Source organism: Methanolacinia petrolearia DSM 11571 (assembly GCF_000147875.1).
Lineage (GTDB): Archaea > Halobacteriota > Methanomicrobia > Methanomicrobiales > Methanomicrobiaceae > Methanolacinia > Methanolacinia petrolearia.
The window spans coordinates 1,257,601-1,277,025 of the sequence record NC_014507.1 but is presented as its reverse complement, the minus strand read 5'-3'; the positions used below and the strand labels follow the sequence as shown (position 1 = coordinate 1,277,025).

General features: G+C 48.5%; 16 protein-coding genes. 8 read left to right on the top strand and 8 right to left on the bottom strand.

What is annotated here, in order from left to right; all coding sequences use genetic code 11:
- The first annotated feature begins 87 nt into the window (after positions 1 to 87).
- The 4 genes from MPET_RS06310 (at position 88) to MPET_RS06295 (ending at position 3,439) form a co-directional block, all read left to right on the top strand.
- Positions 88 to 576: an amino acid-binding protein gene (locus tag MPET_RS06310; protein WP_013329181.1), complete on the top strand. Its 489-nt coding sequence runs from the start codon at positions 88 to 90 to the stop codon at positions 574 to 576.
- Positions 576 to 1,562: a homoserine dehydrogenase gene (locus MPET_RS06305; RefSeq protein ID WP_013329180.1), complete on the top strand. Its 987-nt coding sequence runs from the start codon at positions 576 to 578 to the stop codon at positions 1,560 to 1,562. The genes MPET_RS06310 and MPET_RS06305 overlap by 1 nt, the downstream gene beginning before the upstream one ends.
- Positions 1,546 to 2,664, top strand: a complete 1,119-nt coding sequence (locus tag MPET_RS06300) for a hypothetical protein (protein ID WP_013329179.1) — start codon at positions 1,546 to 1,548, stop codon at positions 2,662 to 2,664. Before MPET_RS06305 ends, MPET_RS06300 begins: the two co-directional genes overlap by 17 nt.
- Before the next feature lie 166 nt (positions 2,665 to 2,830).
- Complete coding sequence (locus MPET_RS06295; protein ID WP_013329178.1) at positions 2,831 to 3,439, top strand: FKBP-type peptidyl-prolyl cis-trans isomerase; 609 nt, start codon at positions 2,831 to 2,833, stop codon at positions 3,437 to 3,439.
- On the opposite strand, the gene cutA is transcribed toward MPET_RS06295, so the two are convergent.
- Positions 3,436 to 3,666 carry a divalent-cation tolerance protein CutA gene (gene cutA, locus MPET_RS15695; RefSeq protein WP_052297244.1) on the bottom strand — a complete coding sequence of 77 codons (231 nt, stop codon included), beginning with the start codon at positions 3,664 to 3,666 and terminating at the stop codon, positions 3,436 to 3,438. The genes MPET_RS06295 and cutA overlap by 4 nt on opposite strands.
- 173 nt (positions 3,667 to 3,839) lie before the next feature.
- Here cutA and MPET_RS06285 point away from each other — a divergent pair, with 173 nt between their 5' ends.
- Both MPET_RS06285 and MPET_RS06280 read left to right on the top strand, forming a co-directional pair.
- Positions 3,840 to 4,286 (top strand): FKBP-type peptidyl-prolyl cis-trans isomerase, encoded by a 447-nt coding sequence (locus MPET_RS06285; RefSeq protein WP_013329177.1) that lies wholly within the window; start codon positions 3,840 to 3,842, stop codon positions 4,284 to 4,286.
- Positions 4,283 to 4,909 (top strand): DUF5591 domain-containing protein, encoded by a 627-nt coding sequence (locus tag MPET_RS06280; protein ID WP_013329176.1) that lies wholly within the window; start codon positions 4,283 to 4,285, stop codon positions 4,907 to 4,909. The genes MPET_RS06285 and MPET_RS06280 overlap by 4 nt, the downstream gene beginning before the upstream one ends.
- Here the strand turns inward: MPET_RS06280 and uvrB are convergent.
- From uvrB to uvrA, 3 genes are read right to left on the bottom strand one after another with little or no spacing between them, the layout of a single operon-like run.
- Positions 4,906 to 6,876, bottom strand: coding sequence for an excinuclease ABC subunit UvrB (gene uvrB, locus MPET_RS06275; protein WP_013329175.1), 1,971 nt, complete (start codon positions 6,874 to 6,876; stop codon positions 4,906 to 4,908). The two genes, MPET_RS06280 and uvrB, sit on opposite strands and share 4 nt — an antisense overlap.
- On the bottom strand, positions 6,866 to 8,416 hold the full coding sequence (uvrC, locus tag MPET_RS06270) for an excinuclease ABC subunit UvrC (RefSeq protein WP_013329174.1): 1,551 nt from the start codon (positions 8,414 to 8,416) through the stop codon (positions 6,866 to 6,868). The genes uvrB and uvrC overlap by 11 nt, the downstream gene beginning before the upstream one ends.
- A 7-nt stretch (positions 8,417 to 8,423) precedes the next feature.
- Positions 8,424 to 11,234, bottom strand: coding sequence for an excinuclease ABC subunit UvrA (gene uvrA / locus MPET_RS06265; RefSeq protein ID WP_013329173.1), 2,811 nt, complete (start codon positions 11,232 to 11,234; stop codon positions 8,424 to 8,426).
- A gap of 424 nt (positions 11,235 to 11,658) precedes the next feature.
- Here uvrA and MPET_RS06260 point away from each other — a divergent pair, with 424 nt between their 5' ends.
- Together MPET_RS06260 and MPET_RS06255 are read left to right on the top strand one after the other, a co-directional pair.
- The gene (locus MPET_RS06260; protein WP_013329172.1) at positions 11,659 to 12,723 is read left to right on the top strand and encodes a YIP1 family protein; all 1,065 of its coding nucleotides are present in this window, start codon (positions 11,659 to 11,661) and stop codon (positions 12,721 to 12,723) included.
- Complete coding sequence (locus MPET_RS06255) at positions 12,720 to 13,373, top strand: PKD domain-containing protein (RefSeq protein WP_013329171.1); 654 nt, start codon at positions 12,720 to 12,722, stop codon at positions 13,371 to 13,373. Before MPET_RS06260 ends, MPET_RS06255 begins: the two co-directional genes overlap by 4 nt.
- A 417-nt stretch (positions 13,374 to 13,790) precedes the next feature.
- Here the strand turns inward: MPET_RS06255 and MPET_RS06250 are convergent, their stop codons facing one another.
- The 4 genes from MPET_RS06250 to MPET_RS06235 all read right to left on the bottom strand — a co-directional run bounded on the left by MPET_RS06250 (position 13,791) and on the right by MPET_RS06235 (position 19,403).
- Positions 13,791 to 14,882 (bottom strand): MFS transporter, encoded by a 1,092-nt coding sequence (locus MPET_RS06250; protein ID WP_013329170.1) that lies wholly within the window; start codon positions 14,880 to 14,882, stop codon positions 13,791 to 13,793.
- A 16-nt stretch (positions 14,883 to 14,898) separates the two neighbouring features.
- A complete protein-coding gene (locus MPET_RS06245) occupies positions 14,899 to 16,788 on the bottom strand; it encodes a beta-CASP ribonuclease aCPSF1 (RefSeq protein ID WP_013329169.1) in 1,890 nt (629 codons plus the stop codon).
- 39 nt (positions 16,789 to 16,827) lie between these two features.
- Positions 16,828 to 17,448, bottom strand: a complete 621-nt coding sequence (gene psmB / locus MPET_RS06240) for an archaeal proteasome endopeptidase complex subunit beta (RefSeq protein WP_048131026.1) — start codon at positions 17,446 to 17,448, stop codon at positions 16,828 to 16,830.
- 173 nt (positions 17,449 to 17,621) lie between these two features.
- A complete protein-coding gene (locus MPET_RS06235; protein ID WP_013329167.1) occupies positions 17,622 to 19,403 on the bottom strand; it encodes a hypothetical protein in 1,782 nt (593 codons plus the stop codon).
- Between the last annotated feature and the right edge of the window lie 22 nt (positions 19,404 to 19,425).

The window sequence follows — 19,425 nt, the reverse complement described above, 5'->3', positions numbered from 1 at the left end:
AAAAATCCCGAACCACGAATGTAAAACACTTATGAGCAATCGAGTCCAATTCAAAAGAAAGGGTGAATAAAAAGAATGCAGGTTTCAATGAAACTTGAAATACGGGATACGCCGGGCCAGCTCGTCGCCGCATTAAAACCGATATCCGACCTCGGCGGCAATATAAAATCCGTAATTCACGAAAGGGACCCCTTCAACGACACGGGCTTTCTCGATGTAAGAATCCTTCTTGAGATGCCGGAAGGAAAGATCAGGACGCTGACCGATTCCCTGAAAAGCCAGGGCGTCAATATTCTCAGGATAAACGAGGAAAGGTTCCTGATTAGAAAATCGGTCATCCTCATAGGCCATCTCCTGCATACAGACCTTAGCGACACCGTCGATAAGATCGACAGCACGGGATTTGCCGAAGTGGGAGAACTCGCCATGATTATGCCCTCGATAAACGAACCTACCTCCGCCAAGATGACGATAATATCCGAAAATCTGGGGAACCTTGAAGAGGCGATGAATATACTGAAAGATATCGCAGAAGATAAGAAGATCCTGGTCATAGAACCGCTGGAGGAGTTTTAATGAAGATAGCGATACTCGGGTTCGGATCCGTAGGAAGAGGCATCGCACAGATCGTTGCAGAGAGGGATACCGGCCTTGTTATCACGGCAGTTGCAGACTCCAAAAGCGGCTGCATCGACAATAACGGAATCGATCCGCTCGAACTGATAAACAGGAAAGAAGAGACAGGACTCTGCGGGGAAAAAGGGATAACTGCTGAATATATTATTGAAAATGCCGAATACGATGCTCTCGTCGAGGTCACACCCACAAATGCGGAAACCGCCGAACCTTCGCTTGGGTATATCAGGCTCGCTCTCTCACGGGGCAGGAACGTAGTGACATCAAACAAAGGTCCAATCGCCAAAAATTACGCCGAACTAAAAGATCTTGCCGATAAGAACGGAGTCAGGCTCAAGTACGAGGCGACAGTCTGCGGCGCCATCCCGATCATTCATACGCTCCAGTACAGCCTTGCAGGAAATAAGGTAAAACGACTTTACGGGATATTCAACGGGACATGCAACTACATCCTTACGCGAATGGCGGACGAAAAACTAACCTACAAAGAAGCCCTTCTTGAAGCCCGCGAACTTGGGTACGCCGAGGCGGATCCGACATACGACGTGGAAGGAATCGACGCCGCAATAAAACTCGTCATCCTCGCAAATGCGATTTTCGGGATGAACAAAAAAATTGAAGATGTAGAGATAACGGGAATCAACTCCCTGACATCGCAGGCGCTCGAACTTGCAGAGGAAGACGAACTTACCATAAGGCTCATAGGCGAGATAAACAATGAAAAAGGCATTCTGAAAGTCTCGCCCCGTGTCATTCCCAAGAATCACACGCTTGTCGTCCGGGACACCCTGAATGCGGTAACCATCGATACCGATCTTGCTGGCGAGATCACTCTTATAGGGAAAGGCGCTGGCTCGATCGAAACCGCAAGCGCGATAATATCCGACCTTTTATTCATATCGAACTGCCATGACGGGAGTCCTTGAAAAGAGAAGAGAACTGCTCAGGCTGATGAGGGAATACACCCTCGAAAAAGGATTTTTTACCGCAGGCGAAATCGCCGAGATCACTTCTATTCCAAGAAGTACCATGCAGGACTGGATCAACCGCCTGATCGAGGAGAAATGCGTAGTATTAAAGGAGGAACAGAGAGGACGAACTCCGGCAAGGTACATAACTTCGACTGCACTTCTCCAGGCGGCATGCAAAAGGATCTTTACGACCGTGGACGGAAGCAGGGTTGCAATCTTTCATCACTGTATGAGCAGCGGATGTGCAGGATTCTGCCGTTTTCACCATAGCCTTGCAGGCGGAGTCATCGATTCGGTCCGGAGGGACGGAACAATCCTGATCGAATACGCGGACCTGGGAAATAACGAACTGAAAAAAGATATCGAGATCGGCCTTTATCCCAACCCGGCGGTAGGCATCATAGGGATAAGAAAAGAAGACGGATATATCGTTCAGACCATCAAAAGCACAGGCGGACCTGCATACTCCCTTACGGACATGATGGGTATGGCAAGAGGCGTTGAAAAGATCGATATAAAATTCGTCGGAAACATCGTCGCAGGAGAAGTCTATACAAAGGCGATGACACACGTGATCATCGGCATAGACGATACGGATTCGAAGGACGGCGGCGCAACCTTTGCATTCACACTCGGGCTCCTACAATATCTCTCAAAGTTCAGGGGTGTCATTCCGGTAAGCCACAGGGTCGTGATGCTCAACCCAAAGATAAAATACTGCACTGCAGGAAATTCTGCAAGCTACATTGAGATTGCAGTCGAGCCTGAAGAGCTTGAACATATTAAAGAGATTGCCTCCCGTTTTGTTGAAGATGAAAGCAATTCTGCAGAATACGGCTTTGCGCTCAAGACAGGCTTCATGATCCCCGATTCTCTCAGGAGATACGGGAATACGGTCAGATTCAAAGAGATCGATATGGAACTTGCCGAAAGAACCGCAAAAGAAAACGGGATATTCATGACAGGAAGAAGAGGAAAGATCGGAGCGCTTGCCGCAATCGCATTCAGGGACCTCGATAATGATATCCTCATCAACCCGTCAGCCGAAATAATCTGATCAATTCTGCCTGTTTTCTCTTCAACACGAACAAAGACTCCATTTCGCAAGTCCACAATTCGATTTAGATACCCGTATGAGCATCATGGTTTTGCTTGATTACCGGAGTTCCGTACCAAAGATTATATGTCAAATCAAATTCGAATTTTAAGGCTGAGGAAATAAGATGGCAAAAAAAATAACATTCCTGCTGGTCCTTTCTGCAGCACTGCTTCTGGTCTTATTCAGCGGATGCACGGACAGTACAGGGAATACAAACACAAATAACAATAACGTAACAGAGGAATTTACTTTCACTGTTACACCGGAAGCCACAAAGGAGATTAATACAACGAGCACAGGCATTGTCGCAGAAGAGGGCGACACCGTATCTGTGCAGTATATCGGAACATACAACAACGGTACTGTCTTCGACGAATCCCAACCCGGTGATCCGCTCGTCTTCACGCTCGGCAATAAATCCATGATTACCGGATTCGAGGATGCGGTTTACGGGATGGAGATCGGAGAGACAAAAAGCATCCACCTGACTCCCGATCAGGCATACGGGGAATATAACCCGGACTATTTAATCAATATCAGCAGGGATATGATCTCAAACGATACGGAGATCTACGAAGGCGATCAGATCATATTGAAGAGTGCTGACGGTTCATTGTTCCAGGTGACCGTTGTAGAGATCACAAACGATACAGTCGTTGTCGATGCTAATTCTATGATGGCCGGAAAAGAGCTGAACTTCGAGATCACTCTCGAAGATATCGACAAGGCCTAACATCCTTCAACTCTTCTTTTTAACCATTCAAGGTAGGCATCAGATCCTCCTGTAACCGGAATTATGATAATTTCAGGAAGATCGTAGGAGTGAATCTTCAATATCTCATTCTTCAGCATTTCGGCCTTAGCAGTTGATGTCTTGATTATCAGCAGATCCTCGTTATCGCAGCAACATTCTCCTTCCCAAATGTAAGACGACTTTACGGGGAATACATTGGGCCGCAAGTCCCTCCCAGATAAGGTGACTTACCAGGTCCCCGGATTCTTCAGGAGCTGCCGTGCATAATACGAGACAAACACCGGCATCATTATTATTCATGATACGGAATTCAACTCATTTTTATTTCCTTTTTGCCCTTGGGATATATAATTGCAGGAGACAAACAATACTGGAAGCAATGACTATTGTCGAAAAGGGAGATACTGTAAAAGTCCGTTTTTCAAGCAGAACCTCGGAAGGCATTCCGTTTGAATCCCCGGAAGAAGGAGAAACGGAGACTGTTACGATCGGTGAAGGAAAGATCAATCCCGAATTTGAGGATGCACTTACCGGCATGTCACCGGGTGAGAAAAAGACCGTAGAACTCCCTTGCGAAAAAGCCTACGGCAAATGCAGAAAAACCCTTGTCCTGCGATTGAAGAGAAAGAAACTCGATCTTGCCGAAGAACCGGAACCGGGAAAATACCTGAAGATCTCTCTTGACGGAAAACAGGCAGGTTTTGTGAAAGTCCTGAAGGTGGCCGGTTCATATATCGTGGTCGATGCGAATCACCCCATGGCGGGTGAAGATATGGTCTACGAACTGGAAATCGTTGATATAATCTCCAAAGGAGATTCAGATTGACAGAAAAAGAACCGGAATTTGTTGTCGATCGCGAGGGTAACAGGTACGAGATCTTCGACCCCCCGTTCTACAGGCAGGAATTCGAGGATGCCTACCGCTATATAATCAACGAGTACGATATCCCGAAGAGGGAGATAGGGATATTCATTCCCTGTGCAATACGAAAACCATACAGCCAGAGCCCTTCGCACAAACTCTTCAGGAGCATAATAAACGGCGTTCTCCCGGAGGACAGCTACCATATCACGATATTCGGAACATGCGGGACGGTCCCAGCCGAACTCGAACTGATGTACCCGTTCGCCCACTATCATTACATGCTGGGCAAGACTACAGACGAAAAGATCCGGGCGGACTTCCACAGGATTGAAGTCAGAAGGCTCACAGGCTATCTCGAAAAGACTAGAAACAATTACAAAAAAAGGATCGCCTATTGCATCGGGCCGTTCAGGAAGGCGATGGTTGAGGCGTGCGAAAAGACAGGAACTGAGATGAAGATCCTCCCGTCGGACCCGATGATCGACAAAATGTACGACATAGACTGCCCATTCCCCGAAGGAAGCCTCTCGATGCAGGAATATGTCGACGAGTTCAGGAGAGGGCTCGTCGAAATCAGGGATTAATAACGCCTTCCTTTTTTCTTCCCGCCGCCTTCTTCCGCCTCTTCACTTAGCTGCCTGATCCTGTCCCTAAGCACGATCGCTCTCTCGAAATCGAGCGCTTCGGCAGCCGCATCCATATCGGCCTCGAGCTCGATAATCAGGTTCGGAATCTCGGCCTTCGGGATGTGTTTGATATCCTTTATGTCAATCTCTTTCTCCCTCACCGGTTTCTTAATCGTAACAGGCACAATCCCGTGAGCTTTGTTGAACTCGAGCTGCATATTCCTGCGGCGCTCGGTCTCGGATACCGCCTTCTTAATCGAATCGGTCATATTGTCAGCATACAGGACGACATACGAGTTGGCATTTCTTGCCGCACGCCCGATGATCTGGATCAGGCTCCTCGAATCACGAAGGAAGCCTTCCTTGTCGGCATCGAGTATTCCGATGAATCCTACTTCCGGGATGTCGAGACCTTCCCTGAGCAGATTGATTCCGACCAGCACGTCGAACTTTCCCAGGCGGAGCTCCCTGATGATCTCGGTCCTCTCTATGGTCTTGATATCCGAATGAAGATACCGTGTCTTTATCTTCTTCGATGCAAGGAATTCGGTCAGTTCTTCGGCGAGCTTCTTTGTCAGTGTGGTGATCAGCACCCGGTCGCCTTTCTCAGTTGTCTTCCGGATCTCTTCAAGCACATCGGCCATCTGGCCTCTTACCGGCCTGATCTCGACAAGCGGGTCCACAAGTCCTGTAGGACGTATGATCTGCTCCACGACGTTCAGCGAATGTTCCTCCTCGTATATACCCGGCGTCGCCGATACGAAGATCACGTGCCTCATGTACTCCTCGAATTCATTAAAGACGAGAGGGCGGTTGTCAAATGCCGAAGGAAGCCTGAAACCGTAATCGACGAGCGGGATCTTTCTTGACCGGTCACCGTTGTACATCCCCCTGACCTGCGGGAGCGTCTGGTGGCTCTCGTCTACGACGAGTAGGAAATCATCAGGGAAGTAGTCGAGCAGGCAGAACGGTTTCTCGCCCTCGGCCCGCCTGTCAAAATGCCGCGAATAGTTCTCTATACCCTTGCACGATCCCGTCTCCTCGATCATCTCCATGTCGTAAAGAGTCCTCTGCTTAAGACGATGTGCCTCCAGCGGTCCGAGCAAAGGAAGTCTCTCCTCAAGCTCCGCTTTTATCGCCTCGATCGCCGCGGCCTTCTCCTCCTCGGGGATGACATAATGGCGGGCCGGATAGACGAAGAAATACTTCATAGGTTCAAGGATATCCCCGGTATTCTTGTCCACCTCGGATATCCGCTCGATCTCGTCGCCGAACATCTCGATACGGATGATGTTGTTGAAATAACCGGGTATCAGGTCGATCGTATCCCCTCGGACCCTGAACCGGCCCGGCATCAGTTCGGTATCGTTTCGTTCGAAGAGGATATCGACAAGTTTCATCAGGAGATCGTTCCTTTTTATCCGGTCACCGGCCTTAAGCTCGAACCCGAGATTCTCGAAGTTCTCCGGATTGCCGAGACCGTATATCGCCGAGACGGAGGCGACAACGATAACATCCGTTCTCGACAGTAGGGACGCAGTCGCGGCAAGCCTCATCTGCTCGATCTTCGGGTTGATCTGCGCATCCTTCTCAATATACTGGTCCTTCTGCGGGATATACGATTCCGGCTGGTAATAATCATAATATGAAACGAAATATTCCACCCTGTTCCCTGGGAAGAACTCCTTAAACTCGTTGTAGAGCTGTGCGGCAAGGGTCTTGTTGTGCGCAAGAACAAGAACTGGCTTCTGGTAATACTCGATAACGTTGGCAATGGTAAACGTCTTTCCCGAACCGGTAACCCCGAGAAGGGTCTGGAACCTCTCGCCTTTATTCAGCCCTTCATCGAGTTCTTTGATCGCTTCCGGCTGCGAACCGGCCGGAGCGAAATCAGATACCAGCTTAAATTTCTTTTCAGTCTTCATCGAACGCCTCCTTCGACCTGAGCAGCCTGTTATATGAAATTGCGAACCTGTGCGCCTCGTCCCTTATCTCCTGGAGGAAGAGCGAAGCCTTATCATTCTTCTTCAGCGGCAGGGGAGCAGACAGCCCGGGAATAAACACCTCTTCCTCCCTCTTTGCAAGAGAGATGACCGGAATATCCACATCCAGTTTCTCAAGTTCTGCAAGAGCTGATGAAAGCTGACCCTTTCCGCCGTCGATTACGATAAGATCAGGAAGCTCTGCCTCCTCTTTGACCAGGCGCGAATACCTTCTCCCGACTACCTCGGCGATAGCGGCGAAATCATCGATCCCTTCGACATCTTTGATCCTGAACCGCCTGTAATTTCGCTTATCCGGTTTCCCGTAGCGGAATTGCACCATAGATCCTACCATCGCTGTACCCGACAGGTGGGAGATATCGAAGCATTCGATAACATCGGGGGACTCTGTCAGGTGCAATGCTTTCCTGAGTCTCTCCACCTTCGCCTCACCGCCGAAGAACAGCGACTCGATATTCTTTTTTACGAGATCCAGGAGCGCTTTCTTCTCTCCCTTCTGCGGAACAGTTACCCGGACCTTCATTCCTTTTACCGAGGTCAGGTATTCTTCAAGCGCCTCATCCGGGATCTCCGGAAGGATCAGTTCACGGGGAGGCTCATTCTCTGCATAATACTGGATTATGAACTCCCCGAAAGAGCCTTCGTCGCAGTCGAATACGAACTCCTTCTTCTCTCCCAGGGTCCCCTTGTAGACGGAGAAGAGCATGAGATACATGATCCCTTCCCTAGCGGTGTAATTAATAATATCCTCGTCCGTATCCTTTTTCTGGTCTATATGTTGTCTTTCAGAGAGGTGACGAACCGCCGTCATCTGGTCCCGGACAACCATCGCTTTCTCGAATTCCCGTGCGGCCGAGAGTCCGGCCATCTCCTCCTTAAGAGAAGAGATTATCTCTGAATTATTTCCTTTCAGTACTGAGACCGCCTTACGAACGAGATCCGAATAATCCTCTTCGCTGATCTGCCCGATACACGGGGCGCTGCATGTTCCCATATGATATCTCAGGCACGCCCGCTTCCTGAGTTTCCTGCACGATCTCAGTCGGAATATCTTTCGTACGACAGAAAGGACATAATCCCTCTCCTTTGCGGATACGAACGGCCCGAAGTATTCCCCGGAATCACCTTTCCTCCTCGCGATTCCGATCCGCGGGAACTTTCCGCCGGTGATGTGGATATAGGCATAATTCTTCGAGTCCCTGAGATCGATATTGTATTTCGGCTGGTATCTCTTGATCAGGTTGTTCTCGAGTATCAGCGCCTCCGTCTCGCTTCTGGTGACGATGTAGTCGAAATCTTCGGCCACGCCGAGCATTGCATTTGTCTTAGGATCGTGGCTGCCTGTAAAATAGCTCGATACTCTCTTCTTGAGATTCTTCGCCTTGCCGATATATACGGGAGTTCCCCCGGAATCCCTGTATATATAGCAGCCGGGCTCATCGGGAAGAGAGTCGGTGTTCATATCAGTATCATTTCCCTTTTTTCAGCAGCGGGATGAGGAACTTTCCCGTATAGCTAATCCCGGATTCAGCAACCTCCTCCGGGGTTCCTTCTGCAATGATCTCGCCGCCGCCGTCACCTCCTTCGGGGCCGAGGTCGATAATATAATCTGCCGATTTTATCACATCAAGGTTATGCTCGATTACAACGACAGTATTCCCCTTCTCCACAAGGCTGTCAAGCACCTCGATAAGTTTCCTTACATCATGGAAATGAAGGCCGGTCGTCGGTTCGTCGAGGAGGTATATCGTATTGCCGGTGGCACGCTTCGAAAGCTCTCTCGTGAGCTTTATCCTCTGTGCCTCTCCCCCCGAGAGTGTTGTCGAGCTCTGCCCGAGTTTTATGTACCCGAGACCGACACGGCACAGTGTCCCGAGCCTGCTTCTGATGGAGGGAATGTTTTCAAACAGCTCGTATGCCTCTTCGACCGTCATATCAAGAACTTCGGCGATCGACTTCCCCTTGTACTTCACCTCAAGCGTCTCTGAGTTGAACCTCGTTCCCTTGCACTCCTCGCATTCTACATAAACATCGGGCAGGAAGTTCATCTCGATCTTAATCAGGCCCTCTCCGCCGCATGCCTCGCATCGTCCGCCCTTGACATTGAACGAGAACCGTCCGGGTTTGTACCCGCGGATCTTCGCCTCCTTCGTCTCAGCGAACACCTTTCTTATCTCGTCGAATACCTTCGTATAGGTCGCCGGGTTCGAACGCGGCGTTCTGCCTATCGGGCTCTGGTCGATCACGATCACCTTGTCTATCTTCTCATCGAAGACCATCTCCCTGTAAGACCCCGGGGAAGTCTTCGATTTGTACAGCTCCTTCACCAGGGCACGATAAAGGGTGTCGTAGATCAATGTGGACTTCCCGCTGCCGGAGACTCCTGTCACAACGGTAAAGAGCCCGAGAGGTATCTTTGCATCGACAGATTTCAGGTTGTTCTGCGTACAGCCATAGATCCTGACGGAATTCTTGAATTCACGCCTCTTCGAAGGGACTTTGATCTCTTCTACTCCTGAAAGATATTGCCCGGTGATTGACTTCGGGTTATCCGATATCTCTCCCGGCGTCCCTTCGGCGACCACGAATCCCCCGTGAATTCCTGCGCCGGGACCCATATCAAGGACATAATCAGCCTGTCGGATCGTATCCTCGTCATGCTCGACCACAACAAGCGTATTCCCGAGATCGCGGAGCTTCTGTAAAGTCTCGATCAGCTTGTGGTTGTCCCTCTGGTGAAGACCGATCGATGGCTCATCGAGCACGTACAGGATCCCGGTCAGGTTCGACCCGATCTGTGTTGCAAGCCTGATCCTCTGCGCCTCGCCGCCAGAAAGAGTACCCGCATTTCTCGACAGTGTAAGATATCCCAGGCCCACCTGTTCGAGGAAGACAAGCCTCGACCTGATCTCCTTTAGGATCTGTTTTGCGATCTCCCTCTCCTTGTCTGTCAGTTCAAGATTTTCGAAGAATTCAAGACACCGGGTTACAGGCATATCGGTAACATCTACGATTGAATTCTCATTGATGCGTACTGCAAGAACCTTGTCTTTGAGCCTTTTTCCCTTACATGAAGGGCACTCGGATATCCGCATAAACTTCTCGAGCTCTTTCTTCCTGTACTCGGATTTCGTCTGACCGTAGAGCCGCTCGGCCTGCGGGAGAAGGCCCTCCCATCTACCGTTGTGCGACCAGTAGGCATCTCCACCCTTCGCTCTCATGTCGAACCTAATCTTATCGTTCGAACCGAACATCAGTGCATTATATTGTTCGTCGGAAAGCTCAGAGATCGGGGTGAAGATATCGAACCCGAAATGCTTCGCAACCGCCGCAAGATACTGGACCCTGTACCCGTCAAGGAAGTTCCTGTACGTTGCGACAGCACCATCAGACAGCGATTTACTCCTGTCAGGAATTATCAGGTCGGGATCGAAGTCCATCTTTATTCCGAGGCCGTTGCACTCCTCGCATGCACCGAACGGACTGTTGAACGAGAACATCCTCGGCTGGAGCTCCTCGAACCCTATTCCGCATATGGGGCAGGCCATCTTTGATGAGAATATCTTCTCGGATTCGTCGCCCTGGATTATCACGAGGCCGCCGGATCTCTCTATCGCAGTCTCCAGTGCTTCGACAAGCCTGCTACGCTCTTCAGCAGGATCGAGGCGATCGACCACTATCTCTATATCATGCTTGACATATCGTTCAAGAGATACCTCATCATCGGTCCGGACGATATTGTCGTCTACCCTCGCCCGGGTAAATCCATCTGCATTCAGGTCCTTTAGGAGCTGTTGGTATGTTCCCTTTTTCTGCCTTATAACCGGCGAGAGTATGTTCACCATCCCTGAAAATTCGGCATTTACCGCGCCGGCGATCCTGTCCGCAGACTGGGATTCGATCCTTATGTTATGCTCCGGGCAGTATGGCACACCGATCCTTGCAAAAAGAAGACGGAGATAATCGTAAATTTCTGTGACCGTTCCGACAGTACTCCTCGGATTCTTTGAAGTGGTCTTCTGCTCTATTGATATCGCAGGGGAAAGTCCGTCGATGGAATCGACGTCCGGCTTGTTCATCAGCCCGAGGAACTGGCGGGCGTAGGCGGAGAGCGATTCGACATATCTTCTCTGCCCTTCGGCATATATCGTGTCGAACGCAAGTGTAGACTTCCCGCTGCCCGAAACCCCTGTAATTACTATTAATTCATCACGGGGGAGCGAAACGGTGATATTTTTGAGATTATGCTCCCTCGCCCCGCGAATAATGATTCGATCCATTTCTCTTATAAAAGAGGTTATCTGGTTTCATATACATGAGCATAATGGCAGGCGGTGTGAAAGTGAAGTTCGGATTTTAACCTGATTTTTTTACATCTTCAGGTGCGTTTATAATCTCTTTCAATTCATCGCCATCCGGCCATTAAGATCAGGATATCGGACGAATTTTTCCCAGGCACCTGTCAGAGCATCAACCAGATCGACGGTGGGTGCCGGCGTTCCTTTGGGATAATCGGGGTAGCTCCTGTTGAGAGCCTCCACAGTGTTTTTGTTTCTTTACCCGTCCGATAGTAATCATGACCACCAAATCCATGATACCGGGAAGATCTACGAAAGGCGTTCATGCTGACAGCAGTTCACATCTCTCACAGGTTCTGCAATAAATCTATTTTATTTAAAGTTGCATATTTAAGCAGGTGATCTCTTGGACACATATGACTATGCCAAGGAACAGACGATCGTTCAGACAACAGTTAAACTGAGCGCGAATACATACCAGCTGTCTGTAACTAATTATCGTCTGGCATTCGTGCCCCGTGAATCGACCGGGGTTTCACCGTTTTCATATTATTACGAATATATAACAGGTTTCAGGCCGGTTCAGAGCGGGTACTACGAACCGTGCATCGAACTCTCAATAAGATATTCAAACGGGATGACGGATGCTATGCAGATAGTATTTGCCGATGCAGGTGATCGGGACAGAGTTTTATATGCTATTTCCGATGCATCGGCCAAAAGATATTCAGAAAAAGAAGCAGAGAGGGATCCTTTCCTGCAAAAAAGACAGGATCTCTCGATGCAGGATGAATACGGAAACTATCACGACGAATACAGGCAGGCCGACGACTACCGTAGAAGCGAATACGACGAGTATGATTCAGGACTCGAAAACGGCTACGGAGAGAGGGATTATGGAAACGGACAGTACCTTTCCTTCCTGGATAAATTTTTAGGCCTTCTCAAAAATCCTTCAGGAACATTTCCTTCACTGTACTCGGATGAACTCAGCGACGGCCTGAAGTTCATGCTTGTCATTATGGCGATATCGGCAGTCGTCAATACGATGCTCACCGGTTTTCTTGCAAGCAAAATTCTTCCCGGTCTCGACACATTTTCCGGTCTCGGGAGCAATCCCGCATCGCTTGTAACACTAGTAATTGAGGTATTCATATTCCTTGTCCTGACACTTGCCGTATACGGACTTTTAACGTTCGCGATCAGCAGGATCTTCGGAGAGGAGATGTTCCTTGACGAGTCGATGAAGGTTACCATGTATGCATCTGCTCCTTTTGCAGCAATAGGATTGATCCCGTTGTTCGGGCTGTATATTGCCCCAATCTGGACCGTATACCTTCAGGCGAAAGGACTTGAAGAATGCAACGAGATAGAAGGGCGTGCTGCGATCATATCATCGGTAATTGCCGCAATGATCCTTGCAGCTTTGTTCTATTTAGTAATTATTAGCGGAAAGGTGGGATTCAAATGAATTATAAACGAAATATAATAAGTGCTCTTTTTGCACTGTTACTAACATGCCTGCTAATTGTGATACCTGCAGCAGCCATAGAACCTGCTTTCGACTGGCAGGTCTACAGGATAAATACAGATGACTGGACATCATACACGGATTACCTGAGTTACTCAGGAACCATATACGAAGTACATTTTACCGACAAGACTACTAACGGCACACCCATATCATGGGACTGGGAGTTCAGCGAGGACGACTGGTGGGGTTCCTCCGAACAAAACCCTGTCCATATCTATACCGAAGATGAAGCGGACGATGCCGACTACAGGTTCAAAGTTAAATTGTCGGTTATGGACAGCAGCGGAAATTACGAAGAGACAGAAAATACCGTATATGTAGTAGAAGATGCATGGAACCTGAATGACATTATCGACCTGACGCCCGAGCCGACTGCAACTCCTACACCAGTTCCGACAACAGCCCCGCCGACAACTGTTGCAACGACAATCCCGACAACACCAACACCGGAACCGACCCCTGTTCCTTCATTCTCGCTTAAGGTTCCGGTTATATCGAATGAACTTTCCAAACTCAAAGCGGCATACGAGGATCATCTTGAAGTAATTCTCCAGATCTTCAGGAACATCGGGATACTGAAGGATTAATTTTTTTCTTTTTTGGAAATTAACTTTTTTCACAGCAAATTTCAAACAAACTGATTTCTTACAGGGCATAAGCCCCTTCGGGGCAGCCCAGGCGCTAAGTTTGCTGCGCAAACTTGCGCAATGATGATAGCCCGGCTTGGACGCTACCCATCCGGGAAAAAAACATTTCATGAAATGAACTGGTGACCGAAGGTCGCCTTAAGTTTCGAAAGGGCGAAGCCCTTCGGTTGTCTCGGCCGGGAGAGAATAAAGTTTCAGGGAATCAAAACCCGTTTTTAGTGGATCAACTTAATGGAGTTCACTTGGAGCAGGAGGGATGCTTGCTCATCCCGACTGCGACCTATCGCCATGAGGGGGAGGGTTCAAGGGAGGGGGGAACTTCACCCTCCCTATAAATCATTAAACAAAGAGGAGATTTCAACTACGATTCCTGCACTCGCACCTTCCGATCGTAAAAAAAACAACCAGCGAAAGAACGGCGGTAAAAATGAAACCCGTGAAATAATTCAAATCCTGCGACAGGAGCCCTGACACATAAGGAAGAAACGTCATTCCGCCGTAGGATGCAGTGTTGAAAAGGCCGACCACGACTCCCTGCCTGTATCCTGTCCCGGCCAGGAAATCCGTCTGCCCGACCAGTATAAATCCGGCAATTAGACCGACGAGTATAAAAACGATTATTACAGGCAGGATTCCAGCCTCAGGCGCAAAATATGCAAGCGCAACGGAAACCGCCATAAGTAGCGCACCGGTTCTGATAACCGGAACAGGCCTAAATGTAGCTCTCGACGCAGCAAAAGAGGAGATAATCGTCGAAACGTTCATGATCCCGATTATAATGCTTAACATCACGGGACTTTCATCTGTAAATTCAGGATAAAGCGATGTCAGAACGCCGGTCGAACCTACAAGGATCACAGTCGAGAGGTACAGCCACCGGTAATCCGATATAATCCTCAGGGTCTCCGCCTCGGCCTTCACAACCAGAACAATCTCGCGGGCTGATATATTCAACAAGAGGGGAATTACCAATGCAAGAGTGAAAAATAGCATCCCGCTCCGCTCCCCGAATGGCTCCTCCAGAAGTCCTGTTACAATGAGGCCGAGAACAAGACCCAGGTTAAGGAAACCGAAGAAATATCCGCTAAGCTGCTTGTGATCCTCCTGCTCGTTGACCCAGGAGAGAGCGGCAGATATGAACATCCCTGCGCCGACTCCCTCAATGACCCTGAAGAGGATCACTTCATAAGCTCCGTGGAAAAGGACGATAGCTGCACCCGAGATTACGGTCAGGATCAAACCGGCCCTGATTAAAAGAACCTTCCCGATCTTATCGGACAATAACCCGGCAGGGTAGACTGTCAGAAAGGCACCGAGGAAGTACGCGGAGTAGATCGCACCCTGCACCGCAGGAAGCTCTTTCGCAAAAAAAGGAAGAACCGGGACAACCGCATTTGAAAGTGCCATTACGACGAATACGCCAAGAATTATCGAAAGGCGTTCTTTCATATGCAGTATACCCTTCTTATATCATCCTGTACGTTTCAAGATTCCTCGGGGCATGCGTCTCTATCCTGAAACGCTTGTATATGGAAGATGCGAGATCTATCGCGCTCTTCTCGTCCCCGTGGATTGTAAAGACCTTCTCCGGTCTCGGGTTCAGGTGATTGATGTACCTCATCAGCTGGTTCCTGTCGGAGTGTCCCGAGAAACCGTCGATAGTCTGGATTTCGAGATTTATTACTATACTGCCGCGCCTGCCCATTGGGATCTCCTTCCATCCTTTCTGGATCCTCCTTCCCATGGTGCCGTCAGCCTGGTAACCGACGAATATCAGCATATTCTTCTCGTCAGCTGCAAGACCGTTCAGGTATTCCATCACAGGCCCGCCGCTCAGCATACCGCTCGTCGTTATGATAATCGAAGGTTCACCTCCAATGACATTCTCCCTGATCGCCGGTGAGTCGACCTGCACGAAGCAGTCCGAGAGGAAGGGGTTCATGCCGTCCTGGAAGATCTGCTTCCGAAGCTCGGGGTTGAGGTATTCGGGGTAGGTCGTATGAATCGCCGTTGCCTCCTTGATCATTCCGTCCAGGTAGACTTTCACCTTCGGAATCTTATCAAGCCTCATGCCCTCTTCGAGAGTCAACATGACCTCCTGCGAACGGCCTACGGCGAAAGCCGGGATGATTACCTTTCCGCCGCGTTTGATCGTGGTATTGACGGCTTCGTAGAGTTTCTCCTCAGCATCTTTCTTGGAGGGCTGAATATCGTTCGCACCTCCGTAGGTACTCTCCACAAAGATCGTCTCGAGCCTCGGGAACTGGGATGTCGCAGGGCCGAACAGACGCGTCTTTCCGTAATTGAAGTCTCCGCTGAATGCTATATTGTACAAACCGTCGCCGACGTGGAAATGAGCGATGGCCGACCCGAGAATATGACCGGCATTATGATATGTGAGCTTAATATCCGGTGCGATATCCGTTACGCTCCCATAGTTCAGAACGATGGATTTCTTCAGGTACTCCTGGACCTCTTTTGAAGTGTATGGTGCCTGGTTCGCCTCGTTCGAAACCACTTCGAGGTAATCAAGCTGTAGCATTACCGCAAGATCCCTTGTTGCCGGGGTGCTGTATACAGGTCCCTCAAAGCCGTATCTGTATAAAAGAGGGACAAGCGCACAGTGATCGAGGTGGGCATGGGTCAGGACCACCGCGTCAAGCGTGTTTAATGGATAGATCTCCGGAACATAAAGGTAAGGGACACCTTCGGTGCTTCCCGGCTTCTCCCCGCAGTCGATCAGGATCTTGCTCTCCGGTGTCGACAACAGGAACGCGGCCCTACCCACTTCCCTGCAGCACCCGAGTGTGGTTACACGGACCCATTTGTCCTTGCTTGTCACGTCCCTGTGGATTCTCCGGCCGATCGTTCTTAAAAATTCTTTCCTCTCGTCTTTTACCGATCGCAGGTACTGGCGGATCTGTTTGACTGTCGTGCTCTCTATTGGAGGTGTTCTTACAACTTTGGGTGTCCAGCCGATCTCTTTTGTAATATCCCTTAAAGTCGTTCCATTCTTTCCAATTACGACACCTGGCTTTTCGGCCTCAATAAGAACCTCTCCGGTATCGGGATCGAAGAACATATCGGTGATCCCGGCACCGTCGGGAACCACTGACTTTATTTCCTTTGCAGCGAGCTCGGGATCTTCGAGAACATTTGGCCTTACAACTATTCTTTTCCTCAAATCCCGTGCAAGGACCTTGATCAGATCCGCCTCATCGGCGAACTTCTTCGGATCGTCAGTATAAATTACCAGTTCCGGGCCTTCAAATTCAACATTGGATACATTGATCCCTGCCGGGACTTTGTCGTTGATCTTGTCCTTAAGCTCTTTAAGCCTCTCTTCTATCAGCATGTTAATATCGTTCCTAAAAAAGAAAAAAATATATAATTTCTATTTTTGTATTCCTTTTTCCATAAATTCTTCATATTTGTCTTTCGTTATAACAACAACGCTAATGTCCTCGCCGGATGCCGAGTCCCGTCTCATTGCGGATCTCAATGCGCGTATTGCAAGATCGACGCAGTCCTTTTCGGGCATGCCTTTCTCGAACCTGTCCTCAAGAACACCATACGCAAATGGAGAACCGGAGCCTGTCGCGACGATATCATCCTCCGGGGATGCTCCGCCAAGTGCATCAACCGAATATATCGAAGGTCCGCCGGAATCCACTCCGCCGACGAGGAGCTGTACATAGTAGGGCATCATCCTGTTGTTGTTCAAAATATTGCTGAGCAATGATGCTGACGCTCCGACCGACATCTCTCTTCCTCTTCGTATATTGTAGAGGCTGCATTCTACCTGGACCCATCTTGCCAGCTGCTGGGCGTCTCCTACACCTCCTGCAGTCGTCATCCCGATCCGGTCTGCAATCTGGTAGACCTTCTTGGCTTTCTTGCTGGCGATCATATTTCCCATAGTCGCCCTTCTTTCTGTTGCCAGAATAACTCCGCCATCAAAAACAAGTCCGACTGTTGTTGTCCCTTTAAGTATATTTTCAGAGGTACTCTGCATGTGCATCATAAACACACTCCTAAAATTAAGATTAAAAGGTTTTAAAAACGCTTCAGATATAAAAAGGACTTTATTGTTATTAAAGTTTTGCCCTTTTAACAGAAATCTCAGCAGATTTTGTAACAAAAAACGTTTTGACCCCTTAAAATATGATAAATAATTCCTTTATCTCATTACTCAGGTTTTTCAAGGCTCCACGTCTGAACGCCATAATCTCCAAGGTCCACCGAAAGGTACGTATCTTCATCATCAAATGTCTGACCGGGATTGTTTTCTATTTCGAAGACGAGAACCGATTTGTAGATCTCTCTTCTTTCAACCTTCTTCGACTGATAAGGTTCTCCGGAGTTCTCCAGATAATCGCTTATATCAAGCGGTGCATAATCCGTTCCACCGTACTGAAGCTTAAACGAAGATCCCGGAGGCGTGACGATCTGTTCAGGTCCGCCCCCGCGATAACCCAAATGGGTGAAATCCACAGTGACAACCAGGAATATAGTATTATACTCCGAAGAGATGGTTTCCTGCTCTCCTGTGAGGACATTTTTAGTCAATAAACTGTTTCTCAGGTTCCAGTTGTCTACCTGAAAAGAGATGTCATTCGATCCGGATGAATCCCTGTAATGGAATGTGTCAAACATGGAATATGTATTAATCAGGGTATTTTTTTCCGAAGGTCTGTCCAGTGCGTCTATATCGACCGGAGCACCACCTGTTTCATCTAGAAGACTGTTGAGAATCGACAGCCCTGCAACTGAATCTTCAGAAGCACCTGACAGGGAGTCAGAATCATGATAAATTGAAAAGTGCCAGTACTCGGACGAGGCATCTGATATCAATTCAAGAGCGTTAAGATATTGCGACTTCATCCCGTAGAAATTACTGGATACAGGGATTTCATTTATGTTTTTCTTTAGTTTGTAAAGATAGTCACCGAGATCATTTGCAGTGCTTATCACCTGATCCCTTTCGCCATTATTACAATGCTCCCCGATTTCATCCACCATGGATACGATTTTGTCATAAGAAGCGGAAATGGAGTTCGTCAGAAGCGGATCATAGGATATAACATTTTCACCGGATGAATCTGGATCTTCGTCCTGGTAATCGTCCGGAATCAGGTAATCTTCAGGGTCCATCCAAATCCTGTTCGTATTATCTTCATAATACGCGATACCATACTCATTATTCAATTTCACTTTGGACCAGCCGTCAACGCCAATATATGAGCTGGGACTGGTCCAATATTTCCTGTTCTCTTCGGAGTCGGACGCATCAAGAGCCAGATGAAGGATCTCATCCCCGGAATCCATATCGATGAATTTGAGGTAAATTGTTCCGAATTCATCCCCGTAACCAGCCTCATAGATTTCACGGATTATATCTGTCGAATATTTCTCATAGACCTGGATTGTCTTTCCGTCGGGTTCACTGATACTATAGACATATAAGGTAATTTTCAATCCGTTAGGCCTTGAAAGGGAGGAAGGGGAAGAGAGGTCGTCATCTGTTACAAGCGGGTAGATGAAAATTTCAAAACCATCCGTTGAGAAACCATCCGGATATGAGCGTGATTCGGACAAAAGGATGTAAAGATCTCTCTGGAGATCACTTTTCCCCTCGAAAATCTCCTGGGATATCGAGCTGTTTATGTTTTCCTTAATATATTCGCCGATATCACCGTCAAGCCCCCTGTCTTCATATTTTACCAGATTAATGCTCTCTATAGTTTCAAGAATATCATTATCTCCCGATCCTCCGTTTCCTGTTTCGCCATCCGAACTCGTATTAAAGATGAGATCTGAAATTGCGGAAAATAAACCTGATATTTCCGGAAACAGGGGAGCATCGGATACATTTTCATCGGGTACATCGGCACCTGCAGGATAAGCAATTGAAAAAAGCAGGAGAATGAAAATGGTTGCTCTTACTATTTCTGGTATAATACGACTCATATGAGGTCTCCCAAAACGATTT

Excerpts from the sequence above, each read along its gene's own strand:
- uvrB (WP_013329175.1), bottom strand. The coding sequence starts at position 6,876 with ATGAAGACTGAAAAGAAATTTAAGCTGGTATCTGATTTCGCTCCGGCC.
- MPET_RS06305 (WP_013329180.1), top strand. The coding sequence starts at position 576 with ATGAAGATAGCGATACTCGGGTTCGGATCCGTAGGAAGAGGCATCGCA.
- MPET_RS06255 (WP_013329171.1), top strand. The coding sequence starts at position 12,720 with ATGAATTATAAACGAAATATAATAAGTGCTCTTTTTGCACTGTTACTA.
- MPET_RS06235 (WP_013329167.1), bottom strand. The coding sequence starts at position 19,403 with ATGAGTCGTATTATACCAGAAATAGTAAGAGCAACCATTTTCATTCTC.
- MPET_RS06310 (WP_013329181.1), top strand. The coding sequence starts at position 88 with ATGAAACTTGAAATACGGGATACGCCGGGCCAGCTCGTCGCCGCATTA.
- uvrA (WP_013329173.1), bottom strand. The coding sequence starts at position 11,234 with ATGGATCGAATCATTATTCGCGGGGCGAGGGAGCATAATCTCAAAAAT.
- MPET_RS06245 (WP_013329169.1), bottom strand. The coding sequence starts at position 16,788 with ATGCTGATAGAAGAGAGGCTTAAAGAGCTTAAGGACAAGATCAACGAC.
- MPET_RS06285 (WP_013329177.1), top strand. The coding sequence starts at position 3,840 with ATGACTATTGTCGAAAAGGGAGATACTGTAAAAGTCCGTTTTTCAAGC.
- psmB (WP_048131026.1), bottom strand. The coding sequence starts at position 17,448 with ATGCAGAGTACCTCTGAAAATATACTTAAAGGGACAACAACAGTCGGA.
- uvrC (WP_013329174.1), bottom strand. The coding sequence starts at position 8,416 with ATGAACACCGACTCTCTTCCCGATGAGCCCGGCTGCTATATATACAGG.
- MPET_RS06295 (WP_013329178.1), top strand. The coding sequence starts at position 2,831 with ATGGCAAAAAAAATAACATTCCTGCTGGTCCTTTCTGCAGCACTGCTT.
- MPET_RS06300 (WP_013329179.1), top strand. The coding sequence starts at position 1,546 with ATGACGGGAGTCCTTGAAAAGAGAAGAGAACTGCTCAGGCTGATGAGG.
- MPET_RS06250 (WP_013329170.1), bottom strand. The coding sequence starts at position 14,882 with ATGAAAGAACGCCTTTCGATAATTCTTGGCGTATTCGTCGTAATGGCA.